The sequence below is a fragment of the Halomonas sp. HNIBRBA4712 genome, from assembly GCF_043558675.1.
Classification (GTDB): domain Bacteria; phylum Pseudomonadota; class Gammaproteobacteria; order Pseudomonadales; family Halomonadaceae; genus Vreelandella.
Map to the genome: position 1 here is coordinate 20,388 of NZ_JBIFXR010000005.1, position 20,252 is coordinate 40,639.

Below are 20,252 nucleotides of genomic sequence, written 5' to 3' on the forward strand. Positions count from 1 at the left end.
AGAGCCCGATAAAACGTCGGCGCCCTAAGCGAGGGCGCCGGTAATGCCTAGATGCGCACCCACTGGCCGCTGTGGGCGGATTCGTCCATGGCGGTGATGATGCGCTGGTTGGCGCGCCCAAAAGCGAAGTTGGGGTAGCAGTCGTCCTGCCTGGCGATACCCTGGATCAGGTCGTACACCTCGATCACCTTGGCATCGAAGAAGCCAAGGCCGCCACCGGCGAAGTCGAAGCCGAAGAAGGCGCTGTACTGCGGCACCTGGGAGCCGGCCAGCAGGGTCTTGAAGCCGCGGTCGCGCTTGTCGTCGTTGAAGCGGAAGATCTGCAGCTCGTTGAAGCGCTCGCCGTCCATGTAGAGCGTGCCCTCGGTACCGGAGATCTCCCAGTAGACGCCGAACACCCGCCCGGCGGCGACGCGCGAGCTTTCGATGACGCCCGCCGCACCGGAGGTGAACTTCACCAGCGACTGGGTCTGGTCGTCGTTTTCCACCCGGCGCATCTCGGCGTTGGCGTCGACATGGCTTGCGTAGCCGGCGTCGCTCGTGGGCACCGGGCGCTCTGTGATTTGGGTCTGCGCCTGACAGTTGACCTCGGCAAAATCCCCCATCAGAAACTGCGCCACGCTGATGATGTGCGCGCCGAGATCGCCCAATGCCCCGGTGCCCGCGCCCTCACGGGAGCAGCGCCAGGACCAGGGCAGCTCCGGGTCGTTGAAAAAGCCCTGATCGAAGGTGCCGCGAAAGCGGATCGGCCGACCGATCTCGCCGGCCTCGATCAGCTGCTTGGCCAGAAGCGCCGCCGGGGTCTTGATGTTGTTGAACGCTACCATCGTTTTGACGCCGGCCTTTTCGGCGGCCTCGTGCATCTCGCGGGCCTGCTCGTCGCTCATCGACAGCGGTTTTTCGCAGTAGACGTGCTTGCCCGCCGCAATGGCGGCCAGCGCCATTTCGTGGTGCAGGGCGTTGGGCGAGGTGATGTCGACCACGTCGACCTTCGGGTCGTCGATCAGCGCGCGCCAGTCGCCGTAGCCCTTCTCGAAGCCGAGCCGGCTGCGCGCCGCTTCGGCGGCTTCGTCACCCTGGTCGGCGATCGCGTAAAGGTTGGGTTCGAGCGGCAGGTCACGATAGAGCATGCGTGCGCGGTGGTAGGCATCGGCGTGGGCCTGGCCCATGAAACCGCTGCCGATCAGACCGATATTGAGTTGCTTCGCCATGAGAGAGTCTCCGAAAAAAGGGGCCAGCCGCGAATCAGCGGTGGGCGAACAGTTGGGTCATGTGACGGTGGGCGATGGTGGCCATTTCCTTCGGCGGCGCCTTGGCGGGATCCTGCTCCGCCTCGACGATCAGCCAGCCCTGGTAGTCGCTCTCGGTGGCGAACTCGACCAGCGGCGAGAAGTCCAGATAGCCGTCGCCGGGCACGGTGAACATGCCGTCGCGCACGCCCTGATTGAAGCTGATGTCGTCGCGGCGCACCTTCGCCATCACGTCGCGGCGAATGTCCTTGAAGTGCAGGTGGTTAATGCGCGAGCCGTGGCGCGCAAGCAGCGTCTTCAAATCGCCGCCGCCAGCCACCACGTGGCCGGCGTCGAACAGCAGCCCGACCGCCTCGCCGCTGTTGGCCATCAGCGCGTCGATCTCCTCGCCGCTCTCGACCACCATCATCAGGTGGGCGTGGTAGGCAAGCGACAGGCCAAAGCGCGCCTTGAGCGCCTCGCCAAAGCGGGTCATGCGCTCGCCGTAGGCCTGCCAGCCGGCGCGCTCGATCGCAGGCGTTTTGGAGAGCGGCTCGTTCAGCGGGTCACTGCCCGGCATCAGCCCGCACTCGCCGTAGACCATCACCTTCGCCCCGCAGCTCGCCAGCAGGTCGGCGTGGGCGGCCACCTCCTCGAGCTCGGTCTCGACATCGCGCTCGGCAAGAAAGCCGGAGTACCAGCCGCTGGCAAGCGCAAGGCCGTAATCGTCGAGCAGCGGTTTGAGCACCGAGGCCGTGCGCGGGAACTTGCGCCCCATCTCGACGCCCTGGTAGCCGCACTCGGCGGCCTCGCGCAAAAACGTCTCCACCGGCGTGTCGTTGCCGAACTCCTCGATCACGTCGTTGGTCCAGCTCAGCGGATTGATGCCCACGCGCAGCTGGTGCGGGGCGAGAAGGTCCGCCAGGGTGTGATCGGTGGTGCGCTGATCTGCTATGTTGGTGGCCATGTCGACCTCGCTGACGTTGTATTTGATAGTTTTTGATAGATATAATGATAGAAAATCATTGAGAGTGATATTCCATGACTCCAAAGCCATCGTCGACCCCTACTATGGTCGATATTGCCCGGGCCGCGAATGTCGGCGTGGCCACGGTCGACCGCGTTTTCAGCGGGCGCGCCAACGTGCGTAAATCTACCGCTGAAAAGGTTCTAAAAGCTGCAAAATCACTAGGATATACGGAAAGAATCGGAGGCTCTGCAAGCCCCACCACGGGGATCTCGGGGTCCAAACGGCGCTTGGGTTTTCTGCTCCAGAAGCGCCGCTCGCCGGTTTACCGCATCATTGCCGACGCTTTGATGGAATCATCACGAAACTATCAAAAAAACCCCATCGAGCCGCTCATCGAGTACTGCGACACCCTCGATCCCGTTCAGGTCTCCGAGGCGCTGTCACGGCTGGCGCAAAAAGCCGATGCGATCGCCATCGTCGCTACGGACCACCCGGAGGTCGCCCAGACCATCGCCCGGCTCAAACAGCGCGGCGTACCGGTGTTTGCACTGCTTTCGGAACTGCCGGCGGGCGGGCAGAGCGCGGCGTTCATCGGCCAGGACGCGCGCAAGGTGGGTCGCACCGCTGGCTGGGCGATGCGCCACATGACCGACCCTGGGCCGGTGGGGATCATTTCCGGCAGCCACCGCTACGTCTGCCAGGAGCTCTACGAGATCGGCTTTCGCGGCTACTTTCGCGAAAAAGCGCCGGATTTTCGCGTGCTGGAGCCGGTGTTCAGCCACGAGGACCCCGCCGTTGCCGCCAGGGCGACACGGGCCCTGCTTGCAGAGGAACCACAGCTTCGCGGGCTCTACGTCGCAGGTGGCGGGATCGAAGGGTCGGTGGCGACGCTGAGAGAACTCGGGCGCCAGGATCTGTTCGTGATCAGCCACGACCTGACCGCCACCACCCGGGGGGCGCTGATCGATGGCACCATCGACATGCTGATCTCGCTACCCCGCCGGGAGCTCGCCGAGCGTACCGTCGAGGCGATGGCGGCCTGGCTCGCGGAGCCGCAGCCGCCGGAGGGCACGCGCCAGTACCTGCTCTCCATCGATATCTACACCCCGGAAAGCGTCTGAGCCAACGCAAGCGCCCCGGCGGGTGCCGGGGCGCGTGAGGTTCTGCGAGTATCTGCGAGTAGAGGCTTAGAGTGTGGGCATGGTGAAGTGGTTGGTCTCTTCACGGATGCCGCTGGGCCAGCGCTGGGTGATGGTCTTCATGCGCGTGTTGAAGCGCACGCCGTCCGGGCCGTGCATGTGCAGCGGGCCGAACAGTGAGCGCTTCCAGCCGCCGAAGCTGTGGAACGCCATCGGCACCGGGATCGGTACGTTGACGCCGACCATGCCGACCTGGATCTGCTCGCAGTACTGGCGCGCCGCGTCGCCGTCGCGGGTGAAGATCGCCGTGCCGTTGCCGTACTCGTGGGCGTTGATCATCGCCACCGCCTCATCGAAGCTCGCCGCGCGGCTGATCGCCAGCACCGGGCCGAAGATCTCTTCCGAATGGATGCGCATGCCGGGCTTGACGTGGTCGAACAGCGTGCCGCCAATGAAGTAGCCATCCCCGGCGCCGTCGATGCGGGTTTCGCGCCCATCCACCACCAGTTCTGCGCCTTCGTCAACGCCGGTTTGAATGTAGCCTTTCACTTTCTCCAGGTGCTCGCGGGTGACCAGCGGGCCCATGTCGTTGTCCGGGCCGTCGACCAGCCCCGGCCCCACGCGCAGGCTGGCAAGCTCGGCTTCGAGCTTCTCGCGCAGGCGGTTGGCGGTCTCCTCGCCCACCGGTACTGCCACCGAGATCGCCATGCAGCGCTCCCCCGCCGAGCCGTAGGCCGCGCCCATCAGCGCGCCTACCGCCTGATCCAGATCCGCATCCGGCATGATCACCATGTGGTTCTTGGCGCCGCCGAGGGCCTGCACGCGCTTGCCGTGTTGCGATGCCGTGGCGTAGATGTACTCGGCAATCGGCGTGGAGCCGACGAAGCTCACCGCCTGCACCCGCTCGTCGGTGAGCAGCACGTCGACCGACTCCTTGTCACCGTTGACCACGTTGAACACGCCGTCCGGCAGGCCCGCCTCTTTTAACAGCTCCGCCAGGCGCATCGGCGTGGAGGGGTCCTTCTCCGAGGGCTTCATGACGAAGGTGTTGCCGCAGGCGAGCGCGATCGGGAACATCCACATCGGCACCATCGCCGGGAAGTTGAACGGCGAGATACCGGCGCACACCCCGAGCGGCTGCATCATCGCGTAGCTGTCCACGCCGGTGCCGACGTTCATGGAGTGCTCGCCCTTCTGCAGATGCGGGATGCCGCAGGCGAACTCGACCACCTCGAGCCCGCGGGTCACTTCGCCCTTGGCGTCCGAGAACACCTTGCCGTGTTCGCTCGAGATCAACCGCGCCAGCTCGTCGGCGTGCTCCTCGACCAGCGCCTTGAACTTGAACAGAATGCGCGAGCGCTTGAGCGGAGTCATCTTCGCCCAGGAAGCGAAGGCGTCATGGGCGACGCGCACCGCCTCGCGGGTTTCCTCCGCCGAGGAGAGCGCGACCTCGAACGCCTGTTCGCCGGTAGCGGGATTGAAAACCGGCGCGGTACGGCCGCTCTGGCTGGCGGTGGCCTGGCCGTTGATGAAATTGCCTAGCGTGCTCATGGGAGTCTCCCTCTAATTCAGGATGTTAATGTGTGGACGGTTCGATGGACAGGCGCGCCTCGGCGCAGAAGCGGCGTAGATTGTCGTGGCCGAGGCAGGCGTAGGTGAGCGGGTGGGCGACGGCCGGGTCCTGCTCCGCCTCGACTACCAGCCAGCCCGCGTAGTCGCTCGCCTTGAGCCCTTCGAAAAGCGTGGTGTAGTCGATATACCCGTCTCCCGGCACCGTGAACATGCCGTTCAGCACGCCGTCGAGAAAGCTCAGGTTACGATTGCGCACGTCCGCCAGTACCTCCCGGCGGATATCCTTGCAGTGAACGTGATTGATGCGCTCGGCGTACTGCTTCTGCAGCGCGATCGGGTCGCCCCCGGCGGCGGCCAGGTGGCCGGTATCGAGCAGCAGCCCGACCGACGGTTTGGTTTCGCGCATCAGCCGGTCGATCTCCTCTGGCGTTTCGACCACGGTGCCCAGGTGGTAGTGGTAGGCGATCTGCACGCCCTGGGCCTGGCAGTAGTCCGCCACCTGGTTCAGGCGCTCGGTGAAGGTGGCCCACTGCGCCTCGCTCATGCGCGGCGAGTGGGATAGCGGCGTTTCACGCTGGCCGTGCACGCAGCCGGTGACTTCGCAGAACACCATCACGCTTGCGCCAAGCGACTTGAGCAGATGCAGGTGCGGCGTGAGCGCCTCGATCTCCTCCTCGACACTGCGGGTCAAAAGCGAGGCGCTGTACCAGCCGGAGACCAGCGACAGTCGATGCTCGTCGAGAATGGGCCCGAGCGCCTCCGGCGTGCGGGGAAACTTGTTGCCGAGCTCGAAGCCGGTGAAGCCGGCGCGCCGGCCCTCCTCGAGACACTGCTCGAGCGGGGTATCGCCGCCAAGGCCGGGCAGGTCGTCGTTGGTCCAGGTCAGCGGGTTGATGCCGAGTCTTACGCTCATGGCGCTCTCCGTTACTTTTATTTTTAAAAGCATTCGTTGTTCAGGGCATTCGCTGTTCAAGCGATCATTGTTCAGGCATTCGCTTTCAACGGCGCGCCCGCAAGGGCGCGCCGTGCGCTACAGGTTCTTGAATTGGCGCGCCTTGTAGGCCTCGTAACGCTCGCGGGCGGTGCGTACCTCGGCGCGCTCGGAGACCTCCGGCACCGCTACGTCCCACCAGGTACCGCCGTCCTGGGTGTCGGCCAGCGCGTCAGTGTCGATGGCGATGACGTAGCTCGTCTCACTCGCTTTGGCGCGGGCAAGCGCTGCTTCGAGTTCGGCAATGTTGCCGACCTGTTCGGCCTCGGCACCCAGCGCGCGGGCGTGGCCGGCGAAATCGGTTTTCGGCGCCCCCGCCTCCACACTCACGCAATCCTCGAGCATGTTGTTGAAGCCCGGCCCGCCACAGAACTGCTGCAGGCGGTGAATGCAGCCGTAGCCGCGGTTATCCAGCACCACGGCGATGATCTTGTGGCCAAGCATCACCGAGGTCGCGATCTCGGAGTTGAGCATCAGGTAGGAGCCGTCGCCGACCATCACGAACACTTCGGAGTCGGGCCTGGCCATCTTGACGCCGAGGCCCCCTGCCAGCTCGTAGCCCATGCAGGAGTAGCCGTACTCCATGTGGTAGCCACGGTCATAGCGGGTGCGCCAGAGTTTTTGCAGCTCGCCGGGCAACCCGCCGGCAGCGCAGACCACGATATCGCGCTCGCCGGCGGCGCGGTTCACCGCCCCGACCACCTCGGCGTCGCAGGGAAGCGCGCTTTTGCGATCCGCGGTGACCTTATCTACCGTACGGTTCCAGTCGTCGCGAAGCGCCGCCGCCTGCTCGATCCACTCGCCGGACGGCTGCCAGCCCTCGAGCTTATCGGCAAGCTCGGCAAGGGTGAGTTTGGCGTCGCCCACCAGCGCTTGGCCCTTGTGCTTGACCGCATCGAAGGAGGCCACGTTAATGCTCAGAAGCTTCGCGTCCGGGTTGATCATCGCCCGCGAGCCGGAGGCAAAATCGCCAAGCCGCGTGCCCACGGCGACGATCAGGTCCGCCTCGGCGGCCAGGGCGTTGGCCGCCGCCCCGCCGGTCACGCCGATGCTGCCGACATTCTGGGCGTGATCCCAGGGCAGTGCCCCTTTGCCGGCCTGAGTCTCGCCCACCGGCAGGTGAAAGCGCGTCACTAGCGCCTCGAGTTCGGAAAGCGCGCCCGCGTAGTGGGCGCCGCCGCCGGCGATCACCAGCGGCTTCTTCGCCTGGCGGATCAGCGCGAGCGCACTTTCGAGCTCGTCGCGATCCGGCGCCTGGCGGCGCAGGCGGTGGATCTTCTCGTCGAAGAAGTGCTCCGGGTAGTCGAAGGCGAAGGTCTGGATATCCTGGGGCAGCGCCAGCGTCACCGGGCCGCACTCGACCGGGTCGGTCAGCACGCGCAGCGCCTGGGGCAGCGAGGTCAAAAGTTGCTCGGGCCGGGTAATACGGTCGAAAAAGCGGCTGACCGGCTTGAAGCAGTCGTTGGAGGTCAGGGTGTGGTCGTGGAAGTTCTCGACCTGCTGGAGCACCGGGTCCGGCATGCGCGTGGCGAAGGTGTCGCCGGGCAGAAACAGCACCGGCAGGCGGTTGACGTGGGCAAGCGCAGCGGCGGTGACCATGTTGGTCGAGCCCGGCCCGGCGGACGCCGTGCAGGCCATCAGCTGGCGGCGGTTTTGCGTCTTGGCGTAGGCGATGGCGGCGTGGGCCATGCCCTGCTCGTTGTGGGCGCGGTAAGTGGGTAGCGTTTCACGCGCCTGGTACAGCGCCTCGCCGAGCCCGGCCACGTTGCCGTGGCCGAAAATCGCCCAGACGCCGGGAATCAGCGGCTCGATCTGCCCGTCGATGTCCACTTTCTGCGCCTGCAGGTAGCGAACGACGGCTTGCGCCATGGTGAGTCGAATGGTTGTCATAGCCCTGTCTCTCGTTCGGTTCGTATCAGGCCGCGCGCTGGCGCATCTGCCAGGCGTCGACCAGCGCAAGGTAGTTGTCGAGTACCGCCTGGATCAGCTGCTCGTCGTCGTAGTCGCCGCGCAGCCAGCGCCGGCTGGGCTCGCCGAAGATACTACGCCCCACGGCGAAGCCCTTGCAGATATCCACCCCGGCGCTGTTCATCAGGCCCTGTTTGAGCTCCTCGAGCGGCGCGTCGAGCCCCAGCATCACCACGCCCCGGCAGTGCGGCGCCCGCGCCTTGATCAGCTCGCCGATACGCCGCCACGCATCCGCGCTTTGCGCCGGCAGCTTCCACCAGTCCGGGTAGACACCGAGGTTGTAAAAGCGCTGGATGGCGCTGATGAACACGTCGTCGTCGGCGCTGACGTCCTTTGGCGGAATGATCTCCAGAAGCAGCTCGTTGCCGGCGTCGCTGCAGGCGCGGTAGAGCTCGATCACCTGGCGCTCCTGAGCCTGGCGCAGCGCCACCTGGTCCTCCGGGTGGTAGAACACCAGGCACTTGACGATGTGCTCCTTCGGCCACTGGGCCAGCCGCGAGCCGATGCTGCGCCCACCCTCGAGCTCGATCGGCCGTGAGCCTGGCAGCTCCACCGGGCGAGCGACCCACCAGTCGCGGCCGGTCACGGCGTTGAGCGCCTCCTGGCCGTAGGTGTCGTCGATCAACACGCCCACCTTGCTGTCGCCGAGGTGTTCGTTTCCGCGCTCGGTCGCCTTGACCAGCAGCTGCTTGAGCGTGGAGATACGCTCGATATCGGCGCCCTCTTCCCGGGCCATGTCGAAAAGCTGCTTGCGGTGATCGAAGGCCAGAATGCACAGATCGTTCCACACCTTCGGCGAGCGCTGGGTGGTGACGCGGTGCAGGTAGTTGAGCCGGGTGTCCAGGTCCGGGCGGGGAATGCTCTCGGCCCGGGTCAGGTAGTCGTCGAGCTCCTCGGCGCTGGGAATCGCCGGCGCGCAGCCGTGGCGCGACACCACCAGCGCCCCGCAGGCGTTGGCGTAGGCGCAGCTCTGAGCGTGAGACTCACCCTGCAGCCAGCCGCGCAGAAAGCCACTCATGAAGGCATCCCCCGCGCCGAGTACGTTGAGCACGTCGACCCGCACGCCGGTGTGAACCTCGAAATCGTCCTCGCTTTGCGGGATTGCGCCGTCGAGCACGGTGCAGCCCTGGGCGCCGAGCTTGAGCACGATGGTGGCGTCGGTCAGCTCGCGGATCTTTCTCAGCGCTTCAAGGGTATCGGTGCTGCCGCCGGCGATATGCACCTCCTCTTCGGTCCCCACGATCAGGTCGAGATCCGGCAGGATGGTCTGCAGGTGGCGACTCACCCCTTCGTTGGAGATGAAGCGGGTCTCGCCGTCGCCGAGCGTGGTCAGGCCCCACAGCACCGGTCGGTAGTCGATATCGAGAATCACCCTGGTGCCCGCCGCTTTGGCATACTCGATGGCGGTCTTGCTGGTGGTGTAGGTCTGCTCGGTGGAAAAGTGGGTGCCGGTGATCAGAAGCGCGCGGCTCGAGGCGATGAACGCGGGGTCGAAATCGGCGCTGTCGACGGCCATGTCGGCGCAGTCATTGCGGTAGAAGATCAGCGGAAAGGTGTCGCGGTCCTTGATGCCGAGAATCACCAGCCCCGTCAGGCGCTCCTTATCGGTCACCACGTGGCTCGTATCGACCCCGGCGCGGGCAAGCTCCTCACGCACGAAGCGGCCCATGTGCTCGTCGCCCACCCGAGTGAGCATGGCGGATTTGAGCCCCATGCGGGCGGTGCCGTAGGCAATGTTGCCCGAGGAGCCGCCCAGGTACTTGGCGAAGCTTCCCATGTCCTCCAGGCGGCTGCCCACCTGGTGGCCGTAAAGATCGACGGCGGCTCGGCCGAGGCAGATCAGATCCAGCGTCTTGTTTTCGTTCATGGCGTCACATCCTGCGCGTTTCCCGCGCCGCCTGTTTCGGTGATCGCATCACGGCCCGGCGGCTGCACTGTTTATAGGAAGGTCGTTGTAAGAATGTCGTGATCAAAACATCGTCGTTGATGGCGTCTGCGCTCAATATAGAATTTTTATTCCAAATACTCAACGAATGAAATGAAAAGCGCGCTATGCTTTGGTCGTAGAGCGAATTCAACCCGAGTTCGAACCAAAAAAAACGGCCCCGCCATCCCTGGCGGAGCCTGCCTTCCCTGATGAAGCCGTCTCTTCCTGATAGAGCCTTCTCTTCCTGATAAATCCTGTGCCTGCGAAACAGTGAGCGTATTACATCCTTGATAAATCGGGTTGGCTCAGGCGTAGAAATCCGGCCGCTCGGGCATCTCGACGGCCTCGATCGCGCCACTCTCCTGGGCCTTGACGCAGACATCGCCCACCACCGCGGCAGCGTAGCCGTCCCAGGAGGAGGGTCCGCCGAGCTCGCCGCTCGCCGCGCCGTCGATGAACGCCTGAAGCTCCACGCTGAAGGCATCGCCGAAGCGTTTTTTCCAATCCATCAGAATGTCGTTGGAGCGCTGGGCGGCCTGGCGAAACTGTAGCGACTGGGGCTCCGGCAGGCGGGCCACGCCCTCCTCGCCCACCACGTCGCACTGGATGTCGTAGCCGTAGCGGCAGTTGACGAACACCTCGACGTCGATACGCACGCCCTTGACGGTTTCGAGCAGCACGATCTGAGGGTCTGCCACCTGGCTGTGGGCGTGGCGGGTCTTGCGTGGGAAGACCACCTGGGCGCTCTTGTAGTCGTCGTCGAGCAGCCAGCGAAAGGTGTCGAGCTCGTGGATCAGGGTGTCGTGAATCGCCATCGGCGTGACGTAGCGCTCCGGCACCTCCGGGTTACGGTGGGCGGCGTGGATCATCAAGGGCTCGCCCAGGCGGTCGGCGTCGATCGCCTCTTTCATTAGCCGGTAGCCGCTGTCGTAGCGGCGCATGAAACCAACCTGCACCAGCCGCCGGCCGCCTTCGATCTCGGCGTTAATGATGTTGCGACACCCATCGGCCGTGGTGGCCAGCGGCTTTTCGCAGAACACCGGCTTGCCCGCCTTGATTGCCGCCAGCACGTACTCTTCGTGAGTAGGCCCCCAGGAAGTGACCATTACCGCGTCGACCTCAGGCGAGGCGATCAGCGAGGCGCCGTCCGGGTAGACCTCGGCGGCAAGGCCGAGGCGCTCGACCACGCCCCGCGCCTGCTCCTGGTTGACGTCGGTGACCGCGGTAATAATGGCGCCGGTCAGCTCGCAGGTGATCCGGCGGGCGTGCTCTTCGCCGATCATGCCGGTACCGATGATGCCGAGTTTGATGGTCATGGCGTGACCCTCCTTATTGTTGCGTACGTATCGGGTTGAATGCGTGTCAGTTTCAGTACGTTTATTTCCAGTACCTGTCGACGTAGCGCTGGATTTCTTCGCGCATGAAGCGGTTGGAGGCTTCGGCGCGCTCCTCCCAGCCGAACACGCAGCTCGAGAGCACGCCGTCGAAGCCGATCTCGTGCAGCGTCTTGAAGAAGACATCCCAGTCGATTTCACCTTCGCCCATGTCCAGGTGCTGATGCACCCGCGCCGTCGAGCCGGGCGGATTGACGATATAGCGAAGCTGCGACGACGCCTTGTGGTTGAAGGTGTCGGCAACCCGGGCGTGCACCAGCTCGCCTTGTGTGGCGCGCAGGGTCTCGGCCAGATCGTCGCCGTAGAAGAAGCAGTGCGGCGCGATGTAGGAGCACTTCACCGCCGGTGAATCGATGGTCTTGATGATCTCGACTGCCGGCGCCATGGTCTCGATCCAATCCTCCGGGTGCGGCTCGAGGCTGAGCGTCAGCCCTTCGCGCTCGAGAATCGGCACCAGCACGTCCATCGAACGCCAGAAGGCGTTTTCGCACGCCTCCGGGGTGTGGATACCGTCGCGGTCCGCCTGGGAGCGCTCGACCGAGCCGCCGCGGCCGAACTCGGAGATCAGCAGCGGATTGTCGAGTTCGACGGCCACCTCGATGAGGCGCTTCCAGTTATCCATCGCCATTTCCCACTCGTCGCGGTAGGGGCTGGACCAGCGGTACATCGGCTGCATGGTGGCAAGGCCCACATCGTACTTCTTCATCGCGGCCTTGAACTCGCGTATAGCGCTTGGGTAGGTGCGCGGGCGCGTCCACCAGACCATGAAGTCCGGGCGCGGCGAGAGTTCGATGTAGTCGTAGCCGAGTTCGCGGGTCAGCCGGCAAATCTCCGGCAGCGAAAGATGGCGGTGCATGTGGGGGTCGAGGGCGATCTTCATGGACGTCTCCTGTGTTGTTATCGGCGCGGACTCAGGCGAGTGCCCGGCGTAGAAAGTCCATGCTCTCGCGCAGCGCTTGCTCGGGTTCCGGGTGCTGGTGCACCGCTGGGGCGAAGGGCTCGAAGGAGACGTAGCCATCGAAACCATCACTTAACAGCGCGCGCAGCTGGCCGACGTTGTCGAGCTGGTCGCGTTCGTCGACCAGCACCCGGTGCTCGTCGAGCATCGATTCAAAACTGATCATTGGGTCGTCGAGGCCAGAAACGTGTACCAGCCCCGTACGGCGGGCAAACACCGCCTGCTCGCCAGCGCCCTGGTGGTGGAAGGTGTCGTGGACCAGCGAGAAACGCTCGGCGAGCCCCAGCGCGTCGATCACCTCGAGCGCCTCGGCCTTGAAGCGCAGCGACGAAATCGGGAACCCCAGCGGCTCGACGAAGCCTTTCAGGTCATGGCGGCCCAGCCGCTCGTCGAGGGCGATCAGCGCCTGTTCGAGGCCTTCGCGACGCGCCTTGCCGTCGCGTGAGTCATTGGCGTCTACCAATGGGCAAAGCACCAAACCTTTACCGCCGGCGGCATCGACCCACTCGATCAGTTTGTCGGCCTGGGCTTCGCGCTCGGCGTTCCAGACATTGAACGGGTAGAGCGCGTTGAGGCTCAGCACCTCGATACCGTGCTCGCGGGCCAGCTCCCCGGCGCGCCTGGCCGAGGCCACGTCGACGATGCTGTTGTCGCCCACGTCGTTGCGAAGCTCCACGGCGCGCACGCCCATTTCGGCGGCGGTCTCGATCAACTGCTGGGGCGTCCAGCGGGGGTTGACCATGTGGTTGAGCGCGAAGTTGAGGTTGTTGTGCGCCATGGCGGTCTCCTGGGTTAAAAGCGGTTTTTTTGAGGTATTCCAGAGTAGCGAGAGAATAGAATATATATTCCAAACGAACAACGATCAGAATATTCCGCCCTCAGGAAACTTCACTCAGCAGAACATTAAATTAATTAAAAACAATTGCTTGAAATGAATAATGGCGCATTTTGCTCGGACAAACTCGACTAAAGCAGTAGTGCATTCGGCCGTTCCCTGGCTTGGGAACGCGCACCTGCTCGGCATCCGGAACGTTTTCAGGAGATATAGAATTTCCATTCCCACTTCACTACGCTAGGGCATAACCCTATAACGATTTTGTGACCCGCAGGCGCCCGCCATGAGCCAAGTACCGCAGAGCTTCGCCACCCTAGAAGAGCGCATCACCGCCGACTACCCGTCGCTGAGCCGCCGGCTCCAGCAGACCGCGAAGTTCCTTCTCGACCACCCCCAGGAGGTCGCCTTCGCTACCGTGGCGCAGCTCGCCAAGCAGGCCGGCGTCACGCCGTCGACCCTGATCCGCTTCTCCAACAGCTTCGGTTTCTCTGGATTTTCGGAAATGCAGCTGCTGTTTCGCTCGCGGCTGTTCGACGAGCTGCCCAACTACAGCGAGCGCATTCGCGCGGTGCGCAGCGCCACCGGCGACGAACTCGACAGCGCCCAGCTGCTTTGGGAGTTCGCCACCGCCCATCAGGAGGTGCTCGGCCAGCTGCCCGGGCGCATCGACCCGAAGCACCTGGAACAGGCGCTGGATATCTTCGAAAACGCCCGGGCGGTGCACGTCATGGGCGCGCGGCGAAGCTTCGTGGTGGCCAGCTACATGACCTATGCGCTGCATCACATCGACAAGCCCGCCTTTCTGATGAACGGGCTCGGCGCCATGTACGGCGAGCAGGTCAAGGCGGCAAGCCAGGAGGACGCACTGCTGGTGGTAAGCTTCTCGCCCTACGCTCAGGAGTCCCAGGATGTGGCCGAGCAGGCGCACCAGCGCGGTATTCCACTGGTGGTGCTGACAGACTCCCCGCTGAGCCCGCTGGTGCGCTTCGCCGACGTTTCACTGCTGGTGTATGAGGCCGAAGTGAAAAGCTTTCGCGGCCTCACCGCGTCGCTCTGCCTGACCCAGACCCTGGCGATTGCCCTGGGCGTGCGCCAGGACAAGGCGCGCGACCACCTCGAGGCGACGCCGGCGCCGCTTTCCAACTGAGCGCGGGCTTTAATTCTAAACCTTCGTTCAATTGGAATATTTATTCCAAGGCTCTACACTCAAGGCTTTCAACCTTCGCCATCGCGCGAGCCCATGAGGAGAGCCGCCATGTCATCGCTACTCGTTCACCCCGCCGCCCCGGACGAACAGGGCACGATCATCGACGTGACCCCGGCCTCGGCGGGCTGGGAGTACATCGGTTTTCGCGTTCACAAACTCGAGAAGGGCCAGCGTATCGAGGCGACCACCGGCGACCAGGAGGTGTGCCTGGTGCTGCTGACCGGGCGCGCCACCGTGATCAGCGGCGAGCACCGCTTCGAGGATATCGGCGAGCGGATGGACGTGTTCGAGCAGATCCCGCCCTACGCCGTCTACCTGCCCAACGGCGCAAGCTACGAAGTCGAGGCGACCACCGAGCTTGAGCTTGCGGTATGCGCAGCGCCGGGCCAGGGCAACCACGCCGTGCGCCTGATCGCCCCGAGCGACATCAAGCAGAGCACCCGCGGCCAGGGGAGCAACGTGCGCCACGTGCACGATATCCTGCCGGACAGCGAATCCGCCGACAGCCTGCTGGTGGTCGAGGTGTACACCCCGGAAGGCAACTGGTCGAGCTACCCGCCGCACAAACACGATGTGGATAACCTGCCCGAGGAGTCGCAGCTCGAGGAGACCTACTACCACCGCATCGACCCGCCTCAGGGCTTCGCCTTCCAGCGCGTCTACACCGACGACCGTTCGCTCGACGAGACCATGGCGGTGGAAAACGGCCGCTGCGTGCTGGTGCCCAGAGGCTATCATCCGGTCGGCGCCCCCCACGGCTACTCGCTCTACTATCTCAACGTGATGGCGGGGCCAAAGCGGGTGTGGAAATTCCACAACGACCCGGACCACGAGTGGCTGATCAAGGGCTGAGCCTTCAACCCGCCCTCGCGCCTCGCTACACTTTATCGACCCCGCTGCGGCGGGGTTTTCATTGCTTAAGAGGACGCCTCATGCTGCCCGATTACTCGCTCATCGCCTGGCTGGTCATCGCCTTTTCCGTCTACCTTACCGGCGTTTCAAAGGGCGGCTTCGCCGGCGGTTTCGGCACGCTTTCGGTGCCGCTGATGGCGTTGGTGATCAGCCCGACCCAAGCCGCGGGGCTTTTACTGCCCCTTTTGCTGGTAATGGACGCCTTCGCGGTGAAAGCCTGGTGGGGCAAGCAGAGCATGGCGGAGGTGTGGCGATTCGTGCCGGGGCTGTTCGTTGGCGTGGCGATCGGCACCGCGCTGTTTGGCAGTTTGAGCGAGCAGGGCGTGCGCCTGGTGCTGGGCGTGCTGTCGCTGGCGTTCGCGCTCTACATGCTGATCAAACCCGTCGCCAGCAAGCCCATTTCCTCCTACTGGGCGCTGCCCGCCGCCACGACCTGCGGTTTCACCAGCTTCATCGCCCACGCCGGCGCCCCGCCGCTGAATCTGTACCTGCTGCCGCGCAAGCTGCCCAAGGAGACCTTCATCGCCACCTCGGTGATCGCCTTCGCCACGGTCAACGTGATCAAGCTGGGGCCTTATCTATGGCTTGGCGAGATCAACCTGACCAGCGCCTGGGCATCGCTGCTGCTGGTGCCGCTGGCCTGGGTCGGCGTACGTAACGGGCTGTGGCTACAGCACCGCGTCAACGAAGTACTCTTCTACCGGCTGGTGATCGCGGCGATGTTCCTGGTCGGGGCGCAGCTGGTGTGGCAGGCCTGGGGCGGCTAGTCGCCCGGGCTTTTGCCCGGTCGTCGGGCCGGGGTTGCGATCGCGCGGCGAGCATTGCTATAAAATCCTTTTACGGCGCCGAAGAATAACCACCAGGAGAGCCCCATGACCGTATCCCTCCCGCTGCTCAACTGCGACATGGGCGAAAGCTTCGGTAACTGGCAATTGGGCATGGACGCCGAGGTGATGCCGTTTGTGGACTGCGCCAACATCGCCTGCGGCTACCACGCCTCGGACCCTCACGTGATGCGCCGCACCGTGGCGCTGGCCGCCGAACACGGCGTGCGTATCGGCGCCCACCCGGGCTACCCGGATCTGATGGGCTTCGGGCGGCGCTCGATGGCCTGCTCGGCCGCCGAGGTCGAGGACATGATCCTCTACCAGGCCGGCGCGCTTTCCGGCATCTGCCGCGCCGAAGGGGCCGAGCTTGCCTACATCAAGCCCCACGGGGCGATGTACAACGACATGGCCGCCAACCTCGAACTGCTCGAAGGCGCGCTGCTCGCGGTCAAGGCCTTCGATGCCGAGCTCCCGCTGATGGTGATGGCGACCGCCGACCCCCAGGGCCAGCGCGAGCTGGCGGCGAAAATGGGCGTCACTCTCTGGTTCGAGACCTTCGCCGACCGCGCCTATGAAGCCAACGGCCATCTCGCCTCGCGCCGGCTCGAAGGCGCGGTGCATCATGACCGCGCGACCATCGTTGCCCAGGCCGTGGCACTTGCCAAAGGCGAGGCGCTGACCGCCCGCGACGGCACGCCACTGACGCTTGCCTGCGATACGCTCTGCGTACACGGCGACAACCCGGAATCGATCAAGGCGGTGCGCGCCATTCGTGAGGCGTTCGACGCGCTGGAGCGCGCGTGAGGCCGCGCCTTGAAACCGCGGCGATGGACGCGATCACGGTGCGCCTGTTCGATACCATCGAAGAAGAGAACATGGCCTGGATCATGGCGGCAGACACCGCCCTGCGAGAGGCCTTCGGCGACGCCCTGATCGACCTGACGCCCTCCTACACCACGCTCTTGATCCACTACGACTGCCTGGCGCTTTCGTTCAGCGAGGCTTCGAACAAGGTGCGCCAGGCGCTCGACGGCCTGCAGCCGGCCACGACGCAAAACGGCCAGCTCCACGAAATCCCCGTATGGTACGACGACAGCGTCGGCCCGGAGCTTTCCCGCATAGCCGAGCGCGCCGGGCTCAGCGTCGAGGCACTAATCGAGCGCCACTGTAGCCACGACTACTGCGTGTTCGCACTCGGCTTCGCACCGGGTTACGGCTTCATGGGCCTGGTGGAAGAAGCGCTCGCCACGCCGCGCCTGACCACGCCTCGGCAGCGCGTCCCGGCGGGCAGCGTCGGTATCGCCGAGCGCCAGACCGCGATCTACCCGCTGCTCTCTCCCGGCGGCTGGAACATTCTCGGGCGCACCGCGGTGCCGCTGTTCGAGTACGCCCGCCGCGGCGAACCGCTTTTCAGCCCCGGCGACAAGGTGCGCTTCAAGGCGATCTCGAAGGCCGAGTTCGAAGCCGCCGGTGGCGACACCACCCCGATGGAGGAGCGCTGATGCAAGGGTTACGCGTCATTCAGGCAGGCCCGCTCGCGCTGGTTCAGGACACCGGCCGCTTCGGGCTCAATCACCTGGGCATCACCCAGGGCGGTGCGGCGGACTGGATCTCCTATCGCTGGGCCAACTGGCTTCTGGGCAACGACCCGCACAGCGCCGCGCTCGAAATCGTCATGGGTGGCAATCTGACCCTTGAGGCCGAATGCGAGGTGACGCTGGCGCTGGTCGGCGCGGATCTCGACGCGCGCCTCGACGACGCGCCGCTCGCCGCCCAGGGCACGTTCACGCTGGCCCCGGGGCAGCGGCTCTGCTTTCGCCAACCCAAGGGGGGGCTTCGCACCTACCTGGCGTTTCCCGGCGGGCTCGACGCACCCAAAACGCTTGGCAGCCGCGCCTGCACGGCGCGCGAGAAGATCGGCGGGCTTGCGGACGACGGTACGCCGCTAAAAGCCGGCGACCGGCTCACCTGGTTTGGCGGCGAATCGACCCATCGCACGCTGCCGCGCGGCATCCAGCTACCCCTGCCCAGCACCGAGTGCACCTTGCCCTTCGTGCTCGGCGCCCAGGCGTCGCATTTTGCCGGACGCAACCTCTACCAGGCTTTCAACCAGGTCTGGACGGTGGACCAGCGCGCCGACCGCATGGGCATTCGCCTGACCGGCACGCCGCTGCAAAGCGCGCTGTCCGGCATCGTCTCGGAAGGCATTCCGCTCGGCGCGGTGCAGATTCCCCCGGACGGCCAGCCGATCGTGCTGATGAACGATCGTCAGACGATCGGCGGCTATCCGCGTATCGGCGCGCTCACCCCCAGCGCCTGCGCCCGGCTCGCCCAGTGCCTGCCCGGCACCAAAGTGCGCCTCGCGCCGGTTAGTGCCACCCAGGCGCAGCTCCTTCACCGCCGCCAGCTCGGCGTCTGGGCATAGACCCGCTCGTTCATGTCAGGTTAAACCGCCGAGGTTATGCTCACCCGCCTCTCTTGCCTCAAAGGAAACCGTGACATGACCGTCAACCCCTTCGCGCTGCCATTGATTGCAAGCCTGGCACTGGCGCTTTCCTCGCCGGTCACGGCCAGCGAGGCCCCCCTTCGTATCGAGCTCTTTCAGCGCTGTGGCGATCTTCTCGGCCAGCAGACGCAGACGTTCTGCCTGCAGGTCAGCGGGCTCGATGACGCCACGCCCCAGGTGACGTTCGCCGGCACGGCGCTGGCACCGGAGCGCATCGAGAAGCAGAACGGCGTGCTTCGCATCACCCTGGATAGCGATGCCCAGAGCGGCCCCTTGTGGCTCGAGCAGGATCAGCGCCAGAGCAATCCGGTGTGGGCGAGCCTTCGCGGCAGCCACGTGATCGCCGCCACCGAAAATGAGATTGCCGAGAACATGGATGGCGTATCGAGCTACGTCGATCTCATCAGCCTGATCATCGAGGAGGAGTACGACGGGCTGGAGGAGGCGCGCCGGCTGGCCGAGAAGTACGACGCCCAGGTGGTCGGCCAGATTCCGCCGCTCAACACGTATCAGCTGCGCCTGCCGGCAAAGGACCTGGACGCCCGCGACGCCCTGGTGCTGCGCCTGGGCAGCGAGCTCAGCGTCGATGCCGTGGTCGTCGAGGAGTCGAATGCCGAAGAGAGCATCGAAGCGGACGCGGTCACCCCGCCCGAGGCCCACGACCAGGAGTGGGCGGCGAATCGCTTTCTCGACGCGGTGAACTTCTATCAGCGGCGCCTGCCGCGTGATCACGACGACGTCGATACCCACCCCGTGCGCATCGGCGTGATCGAACGCAACGTCGATTTCGACGCCCCGGACTTTGCCGACTACCTGGGCGACTGCCGCATGGAGGCGACCCGTACCTGCGTTTACGCCAAGGATGCCGATGCGCCGGACGGCCACGGCACCACGGTGGCCGGCATTCTGGCCGCGGCCTGGAACGAAGGCGGCAACAGCGGCTTTCTCAGAGGCCTCGACAGCGTTGGCCCGGGCTTCGACGTGATCGTCGACCGCGGTTCGGACGCCGGTATCACCGCGAACATCGCCGCCTCGGTCAATCTGGTGCAGGACGGGGCAAAAGTCATCAACTGGAGCTGGGGCATTCACCGGGTAGGCACCACCGATATCAACGGTGACGAGGTCGACTCGCTGATACGCTCCGGCATCGCCATGGATGGCTACGAGGAGCTGCTCGAGGAGTTCTTTCTCTGGCTGCGCCGGGAGCATCCGGACGTGGTGGTGGTCAATTCGGCGGGCAACGCCTCCTCGTTTTCCGGGCGCGACGAATATCGCCTGCCTTCGTCCTTCGTCACCGACCAGCTGTTCGTGGTCGGCGGTCATGAACGAAGCGGCGAGGACGTAGCGGTCGAAGACGTGCGCTACGCGATCAAGCGCGACGCCTCAAACATCGACATGCGCGTGGACATCACCGCCGCCGCCTGCGTGCGCGGCTCCACGGTTGATGAGGCCAAGCAGGGCGAGGCCCACTGCGGCACCTCCTACTCCACGCCGCTGGTCGCCGGGCTGATCGCCGCGATGATGTCGATCGACCCCACCCTGACACCGGCGCAGCTGCGTATCCTTTTGCGCCGCAGCGCCATGCCGATCGGCGAAGAGTACGACTTCGAGCCCACCGATGCCGACGACCTCACCGCGCCCATTATCCCTTCGGAGCGCGCCAACGACCTCAACCACCCGGATATCGGCCTCTCCGCGCGGCTCGACATGTACAAGGCGCTGGATTTGACGGTACAAAGCCTGGAACGGACGCCGGGTACATAAGAATGAGCTAACCTTCAGGAGCAAGTACTCGATACGGACATTGACGAAAGGAG

At 64.9% G+C, this 20,252-nt stretch carries 17 protein-coding genes and 1 pseudogene; 9 read left to right on the forward strand and 9 right to left on the reverse strand.

Going from position 1 to position 20,252, the window contains the following annotated elements:
* Positions 1–47: 47 nt before the first annotated feature.
* The gene (locus ACGK9R_RS10985; protein ID WP_394581170.1) at positions 48–1,211 is read right to left on the reverse strand and encodes a Gfo/Idh/MocA family protein; all 1,164 of its coding nucleotides are present in this window, start codon (positions 1,209–1,211) and stop codon (positions 48–50) included.
* Positions 1,212–1,245: 34 nt separating this feature from the next.
* The gene (gene iolE / locus ACGK9R_RS10990) at positions 1,246–2,196 is read right to left on the reverse strand and encodes a myo-inosose-2 dehydratase (RefSeq protein WP_394581172.1); all 951 of its coding nucleotides are present in this window, start codon (positions 2,194–2,196) and stop codon (positions 1,246–1,248) included.
* 104 nt (positions 2,197–2,300) lie between these two features.
* On the opposite strand from iolE (ACGK9R_RS10990), the pseudogene ACGK9R_RS10995 reads away from it, so the two are divergent.
* Positions 2,301–2,417: pseudogene (locus tag ACGK9R_RS10995) on the forward strand (LacI family DNA-binding transcriptional regulator); the annotation flags it as partial.
* A 129-nt stretch (positions 2,418–2,546) separates the two neighbouring features.
* Positions 2,547–3,320, forward strand: a complete 774-nt coding sequence (locus tag ACGK9R_RS11000) for a substrate-binding domain-containing protein (RefSeq protein ID WP_394581629.1) — start codon at positions 2,547–2,549, stop codon at positions 3,318–3,320.
* Between the two features lie 66 nt (positions 3,321–3,386).
* Here the strand turns inward: ACGK9R_RS11000 and ACGK9R_RS11005 are convergent, their stop codons facing one another.
* The 7 genes from ACGK9R_RS11005 to ACGK9R_RS11035 all read right to left on the reverse strand — a co-directional run bounded on the left by ACGK9R_RS11005 (position 3,387) and on the right by ACGK9R_RS11035 (position 12,926).
* Positions 3,387–4,889, reverse strand: a complete 1,503-nt coding sequence (locus ACGK9R_RS11005) for a CoA-acylating methylmalonate-semialdehyde dehydrogenase (protein WP_394581175.1) — start codon at positions 4,887–4,889, stop codon at positions 3,387–3,389.
* 25 nt (positions 4,890–4,914) lie between these two features.
* A complete protein-coding gene (gene iolE / locus ACGK9R_RS11010) occupies positions 4,915–5,823 on the reverse strand; it encodes a myo-inosose-2 dehydratase (RefSeq protein WP_394581177.1) in 909 nt (302 codons plus the stop codon).
* Positions 5,824–5,940: 117 nt separating this feature from the next.
* On the reverse strand, positions 5,941–7,791 hold the full coding sequence (gene iolD, locus ACGK9R_RS11015; protein ID WP_394581179.1) for a 3D-(3,5/4)-trihydroxycyclohexane-1,2-dione acylhydrolase (decyclizing): 1,851 nt from the start codon (positions 7,789–7,791) through the stop codon (positions 5,941–5,943).
* A gap of 25 nt (positions 7,792–7,816) precedes the next feature.
* Positions 7,817–9,736 carry a 5-dehydro-2-deoxygluconokinase gene (gene iolC / locus ACGK9R_RS11020; protein ID WP_394581182.1) on the reverse strand — a complete coding sequence of 640 codons (1,920 nt, stop codon included), beginning with the start codon at positions 9,734–9,736 and terminating at the stop codon, positions 7,817–7,819.
* Between the two features lie 365 nt (positions 9,737–10,101).
* On the reverse strand, positions 10,102–11,112 hold the full coding sequence (locus tag ACGK9R_RS11025; RefSeq protein ID WP_394581184.1) for a Gfo/Idh/MocA family protein: 1,011 nt from the start codon (positions 11,110–11,112) through the stop codon (positions 10,102–10,104).
* A 61-nt stretch (positions 11,113–11,173) separates the two neighbouring features.
* Positions 11,174–12,070, reverse strand: a complete 897-nt coding sequence (locus tag ACGK9R_RS11030; RefSeq protein ID WP_394581187.1) for a sugar phosphate isomerase/epimerase family protein — start codon at positions 12,068–12,070, stop codon at positions 11,174–11,176.
* A 31-nt stretch (positions 12,071–12,101) separates the two neighbouring features.
* Positions 12,102–12,926 carry a TIM barrel protein gene (locus ACGK9R_RS11035; RefSeq protein ID WP_394581189.1) on the reverse strand — a complete coding sequence of 275 codons (825 nt, stop codon included), beginning with the start codon at positions 12,924–12,926 and terminating at the stop codon, positions 12,102–12,104.
* Between the two features lie 340 nt (positions 12,927–13,266).
* Here ACGK9R_RS11035 and ACGK9R_RS11040 point away from each other — a divergent pair, with 340 nt between their 5' ends.
* The 7 genes from ACGK9R_RS11040 (at position 13,267) to ACGK9R_RS11070 (ending at position 20,199) form a co-directional block, all read left to right on the forward strand.
* Positions 13,267–14,130, forward strand: a complete 864-nt coding sequence (locus ACGK9R_RS11040; RefSeq protein WP_394581191.1) for a MurR/RpiR family transcriptional regulator — start codon at positions 13,267–13,269, stop codon at positions 14,128–14,130.
* A gap of 108 nt (positions 14,131–14,238) precedes the next feature.
* Positions 14,239–15,042, forward strand: coding sequence for a 5-deoxy-glucuronate isomerase (iolB, locus tag ACGK9R_RS11045; RefSeq protein ID WP_394581193.1), 804 nt, complete (start codon positions 14,239–14,241; stop codon positions 15,040–15,042).
* A gap of 80 nt (positions 15,043–15,122) precedes the next feature.
* Entirely contained in the window at positions 15,123–15,869 is a 747-nt protein-coding gene (locus ACGK9R_RS11050) for a sulfite exporter TauE/SafE family protein (RefSeq protein ID WP_394581195.1), read from the forward strand.
* Positions 15,870–15,974: 105 nt separating this feature from the next.
* The gene (locus ACGK9R_RS11055; RefSeq protein ID WP_394581197.1) at positions 15,975–16,733 is read left to right on the forward strand and encodes a 5-oxoprolinase subunit PxpA; all 759 of its coding nucleotides are present in this window, start codon (positions 15,975–15,977) and stop codon (positions 16,731–16,733) included.
* Complete coding sequence (gene pxpB, locus ACGK9R_RS11060; protein WP_394581199.1) at positions 16,730–17,431, forward strand: 5-oxoprolinase subunit PxpB; 702 nt, start codon at positions 16,730–16,732, stop codon at positions 17,429–17,431. Before ACGK9R_RS11055 ends, pxpB begins: the two co-directional genes overlap by 4 nt.
* Positions 17,431–18,354, forward strand: a complete 924-nt coding sequence (locus ACGK9R_RS11065; protein WP_394581201.1) for a biotin-dependent carboxyltransferase family protein — start codon at positions 17,431–17,433, stop codon at positions 18,352–18,354. Before pxpB ends, ACGK9R_RS11065 begins: the two co-directional genes overlap by 1 nt.
* A 75-nt stretch (positions 18,355–18,429) precedes the next feature.
* Positions 18,430–20,199, forward strand: a complete 1,770-nt coding sequence (locus ACGK9R_RS11070) for a S8/S53 family peptidase (protein ID WP_394581203.1) — start codon at positions 18,430–18,432, stop codon at positions 20,197–20,199.
* Positions 20,200–20,252 lie beyond the last annotated feature (53 nt).

What these genes read in the sequence shown, in the direction of transcription:
- ACGK9R_RS10985 (WP_394581170.1), bottom strand. Translation starts at nt 1,211, where the DNA reads ATGGCGAAGCAACTCAATATCGGTCTGATCGGCAGCGGTTTCATGGGC.
- iolE (WP_394581172.1), bottom strand. Translation starts at nt 2,196, where the DNA reads ATGGCCACCAACATAGCAGATCAGCGCACCACCGATCACACCCTGGCG.
- ACGK9R_RS11000 (WP_394581629.1), top strand. Translation starts at nt 2,547, where the DNA reads ATGGAATCATCACGAAACTATCAAAAAAACCCCATCGAGCCGCTCATC.
- ACGK9R_RS11005 (WP_394581175.1), bottom strand. Translation starts at nt 4,889, where the DNA reads ATGAGCACGCTAGGCAATTTCATCAACGGCCAGGCCACCGCCAGCCAG.
- iolE (WP_394581177.1), bottom strand. Translation starts at nt 5,823, where the DNA reads ATGAGCGTAAGACTCGGCATCAACCCGCTGACCTGGACCAACGACGAC.
- iolD (WP_394581179.1), bottom strand. Translation starts at nt 7,791, where the DNA reads ATGACAACCATTCGACTCACCATGGCGCAAGCCGTCGTTCGCTACCTG.
- iolC (WP_394581182.1), bottom strand. Translation starts at nt 9,736, where the DNA reads ATGAACGAAAACAAGACGCTGGATCTGATCTGCCTCGGCCGAGCCGCC.
- ACGK9R_RS11025 (WP_394581184.1), bottom strand. Translation starts at nt 11,112, where the DNA reads ATGACCATCAAACTCGGCATCATCGGTACCGGCATGATCGGCGAAGAG.
- ACGK9R_RS11030 (WP_394581187.1), bottom strand. Translation starts at nt 12,070, where the DNA reads ATGAAGATCGCCCTCGACCCCCACATGCACCGCCATCTTTCGCTGCCG.
- ACGK9R_RS11035 (WP_394581189.1), bottom strand. Translation starts at nt 12,926, where the DNA reads ATGGCGCACAACAACCTCAACTTCGCGCTCAACCACATGGTCAACCCC.
- ACGK9R_RS11040 (WP_394581191.1), top strand. Translation starts at nt 13,267, where the DNA reads ATGAGCCAAGTACCGCAGAGCTTCGCCACCCTAGAAGAGCGCATCACC.
- iolB (WP_394581193.1), top strand. Translation starts at nt 14,239, where the DNA reads ATGTCATCGCTACTCGTTCACCCCGCCGCCCCGGACGAACAGGGCACG.
- ACGK9R_RS11050 (WP_394581195.1), top strand. Translation starts at nt 15,123, where the DNA reads ATGCTGCCCGATTACTCGCTCATCGCCTGGCTGGTCATCGCCTTTTCC.
- ACGK9R_RS11055 (WP_394581197.1), top strand. Translation starts at nt 15,975, where the DNA reads ATGACCGTATCCCTCCCGCTGCTCAACTGCGACATGGGCGAAAGCTTC.
- ACGK9R_RS11065 (WP_394581201.1), top strand. Translation starts at nt 17,431, where the DNA reads ATGCAAGGGTTACGCGTCATTCAGGCAGGCCCGCTCGCGCTGGTTCAG.
- ACGK9R_RS11070 (WP_394581203.1), top strand. Translation starts at nt 18,430, where the DNA reads ATGACCGTCAACCCCTTCGCGCTGCCATTGATTGCAAGCCTGGCACTG.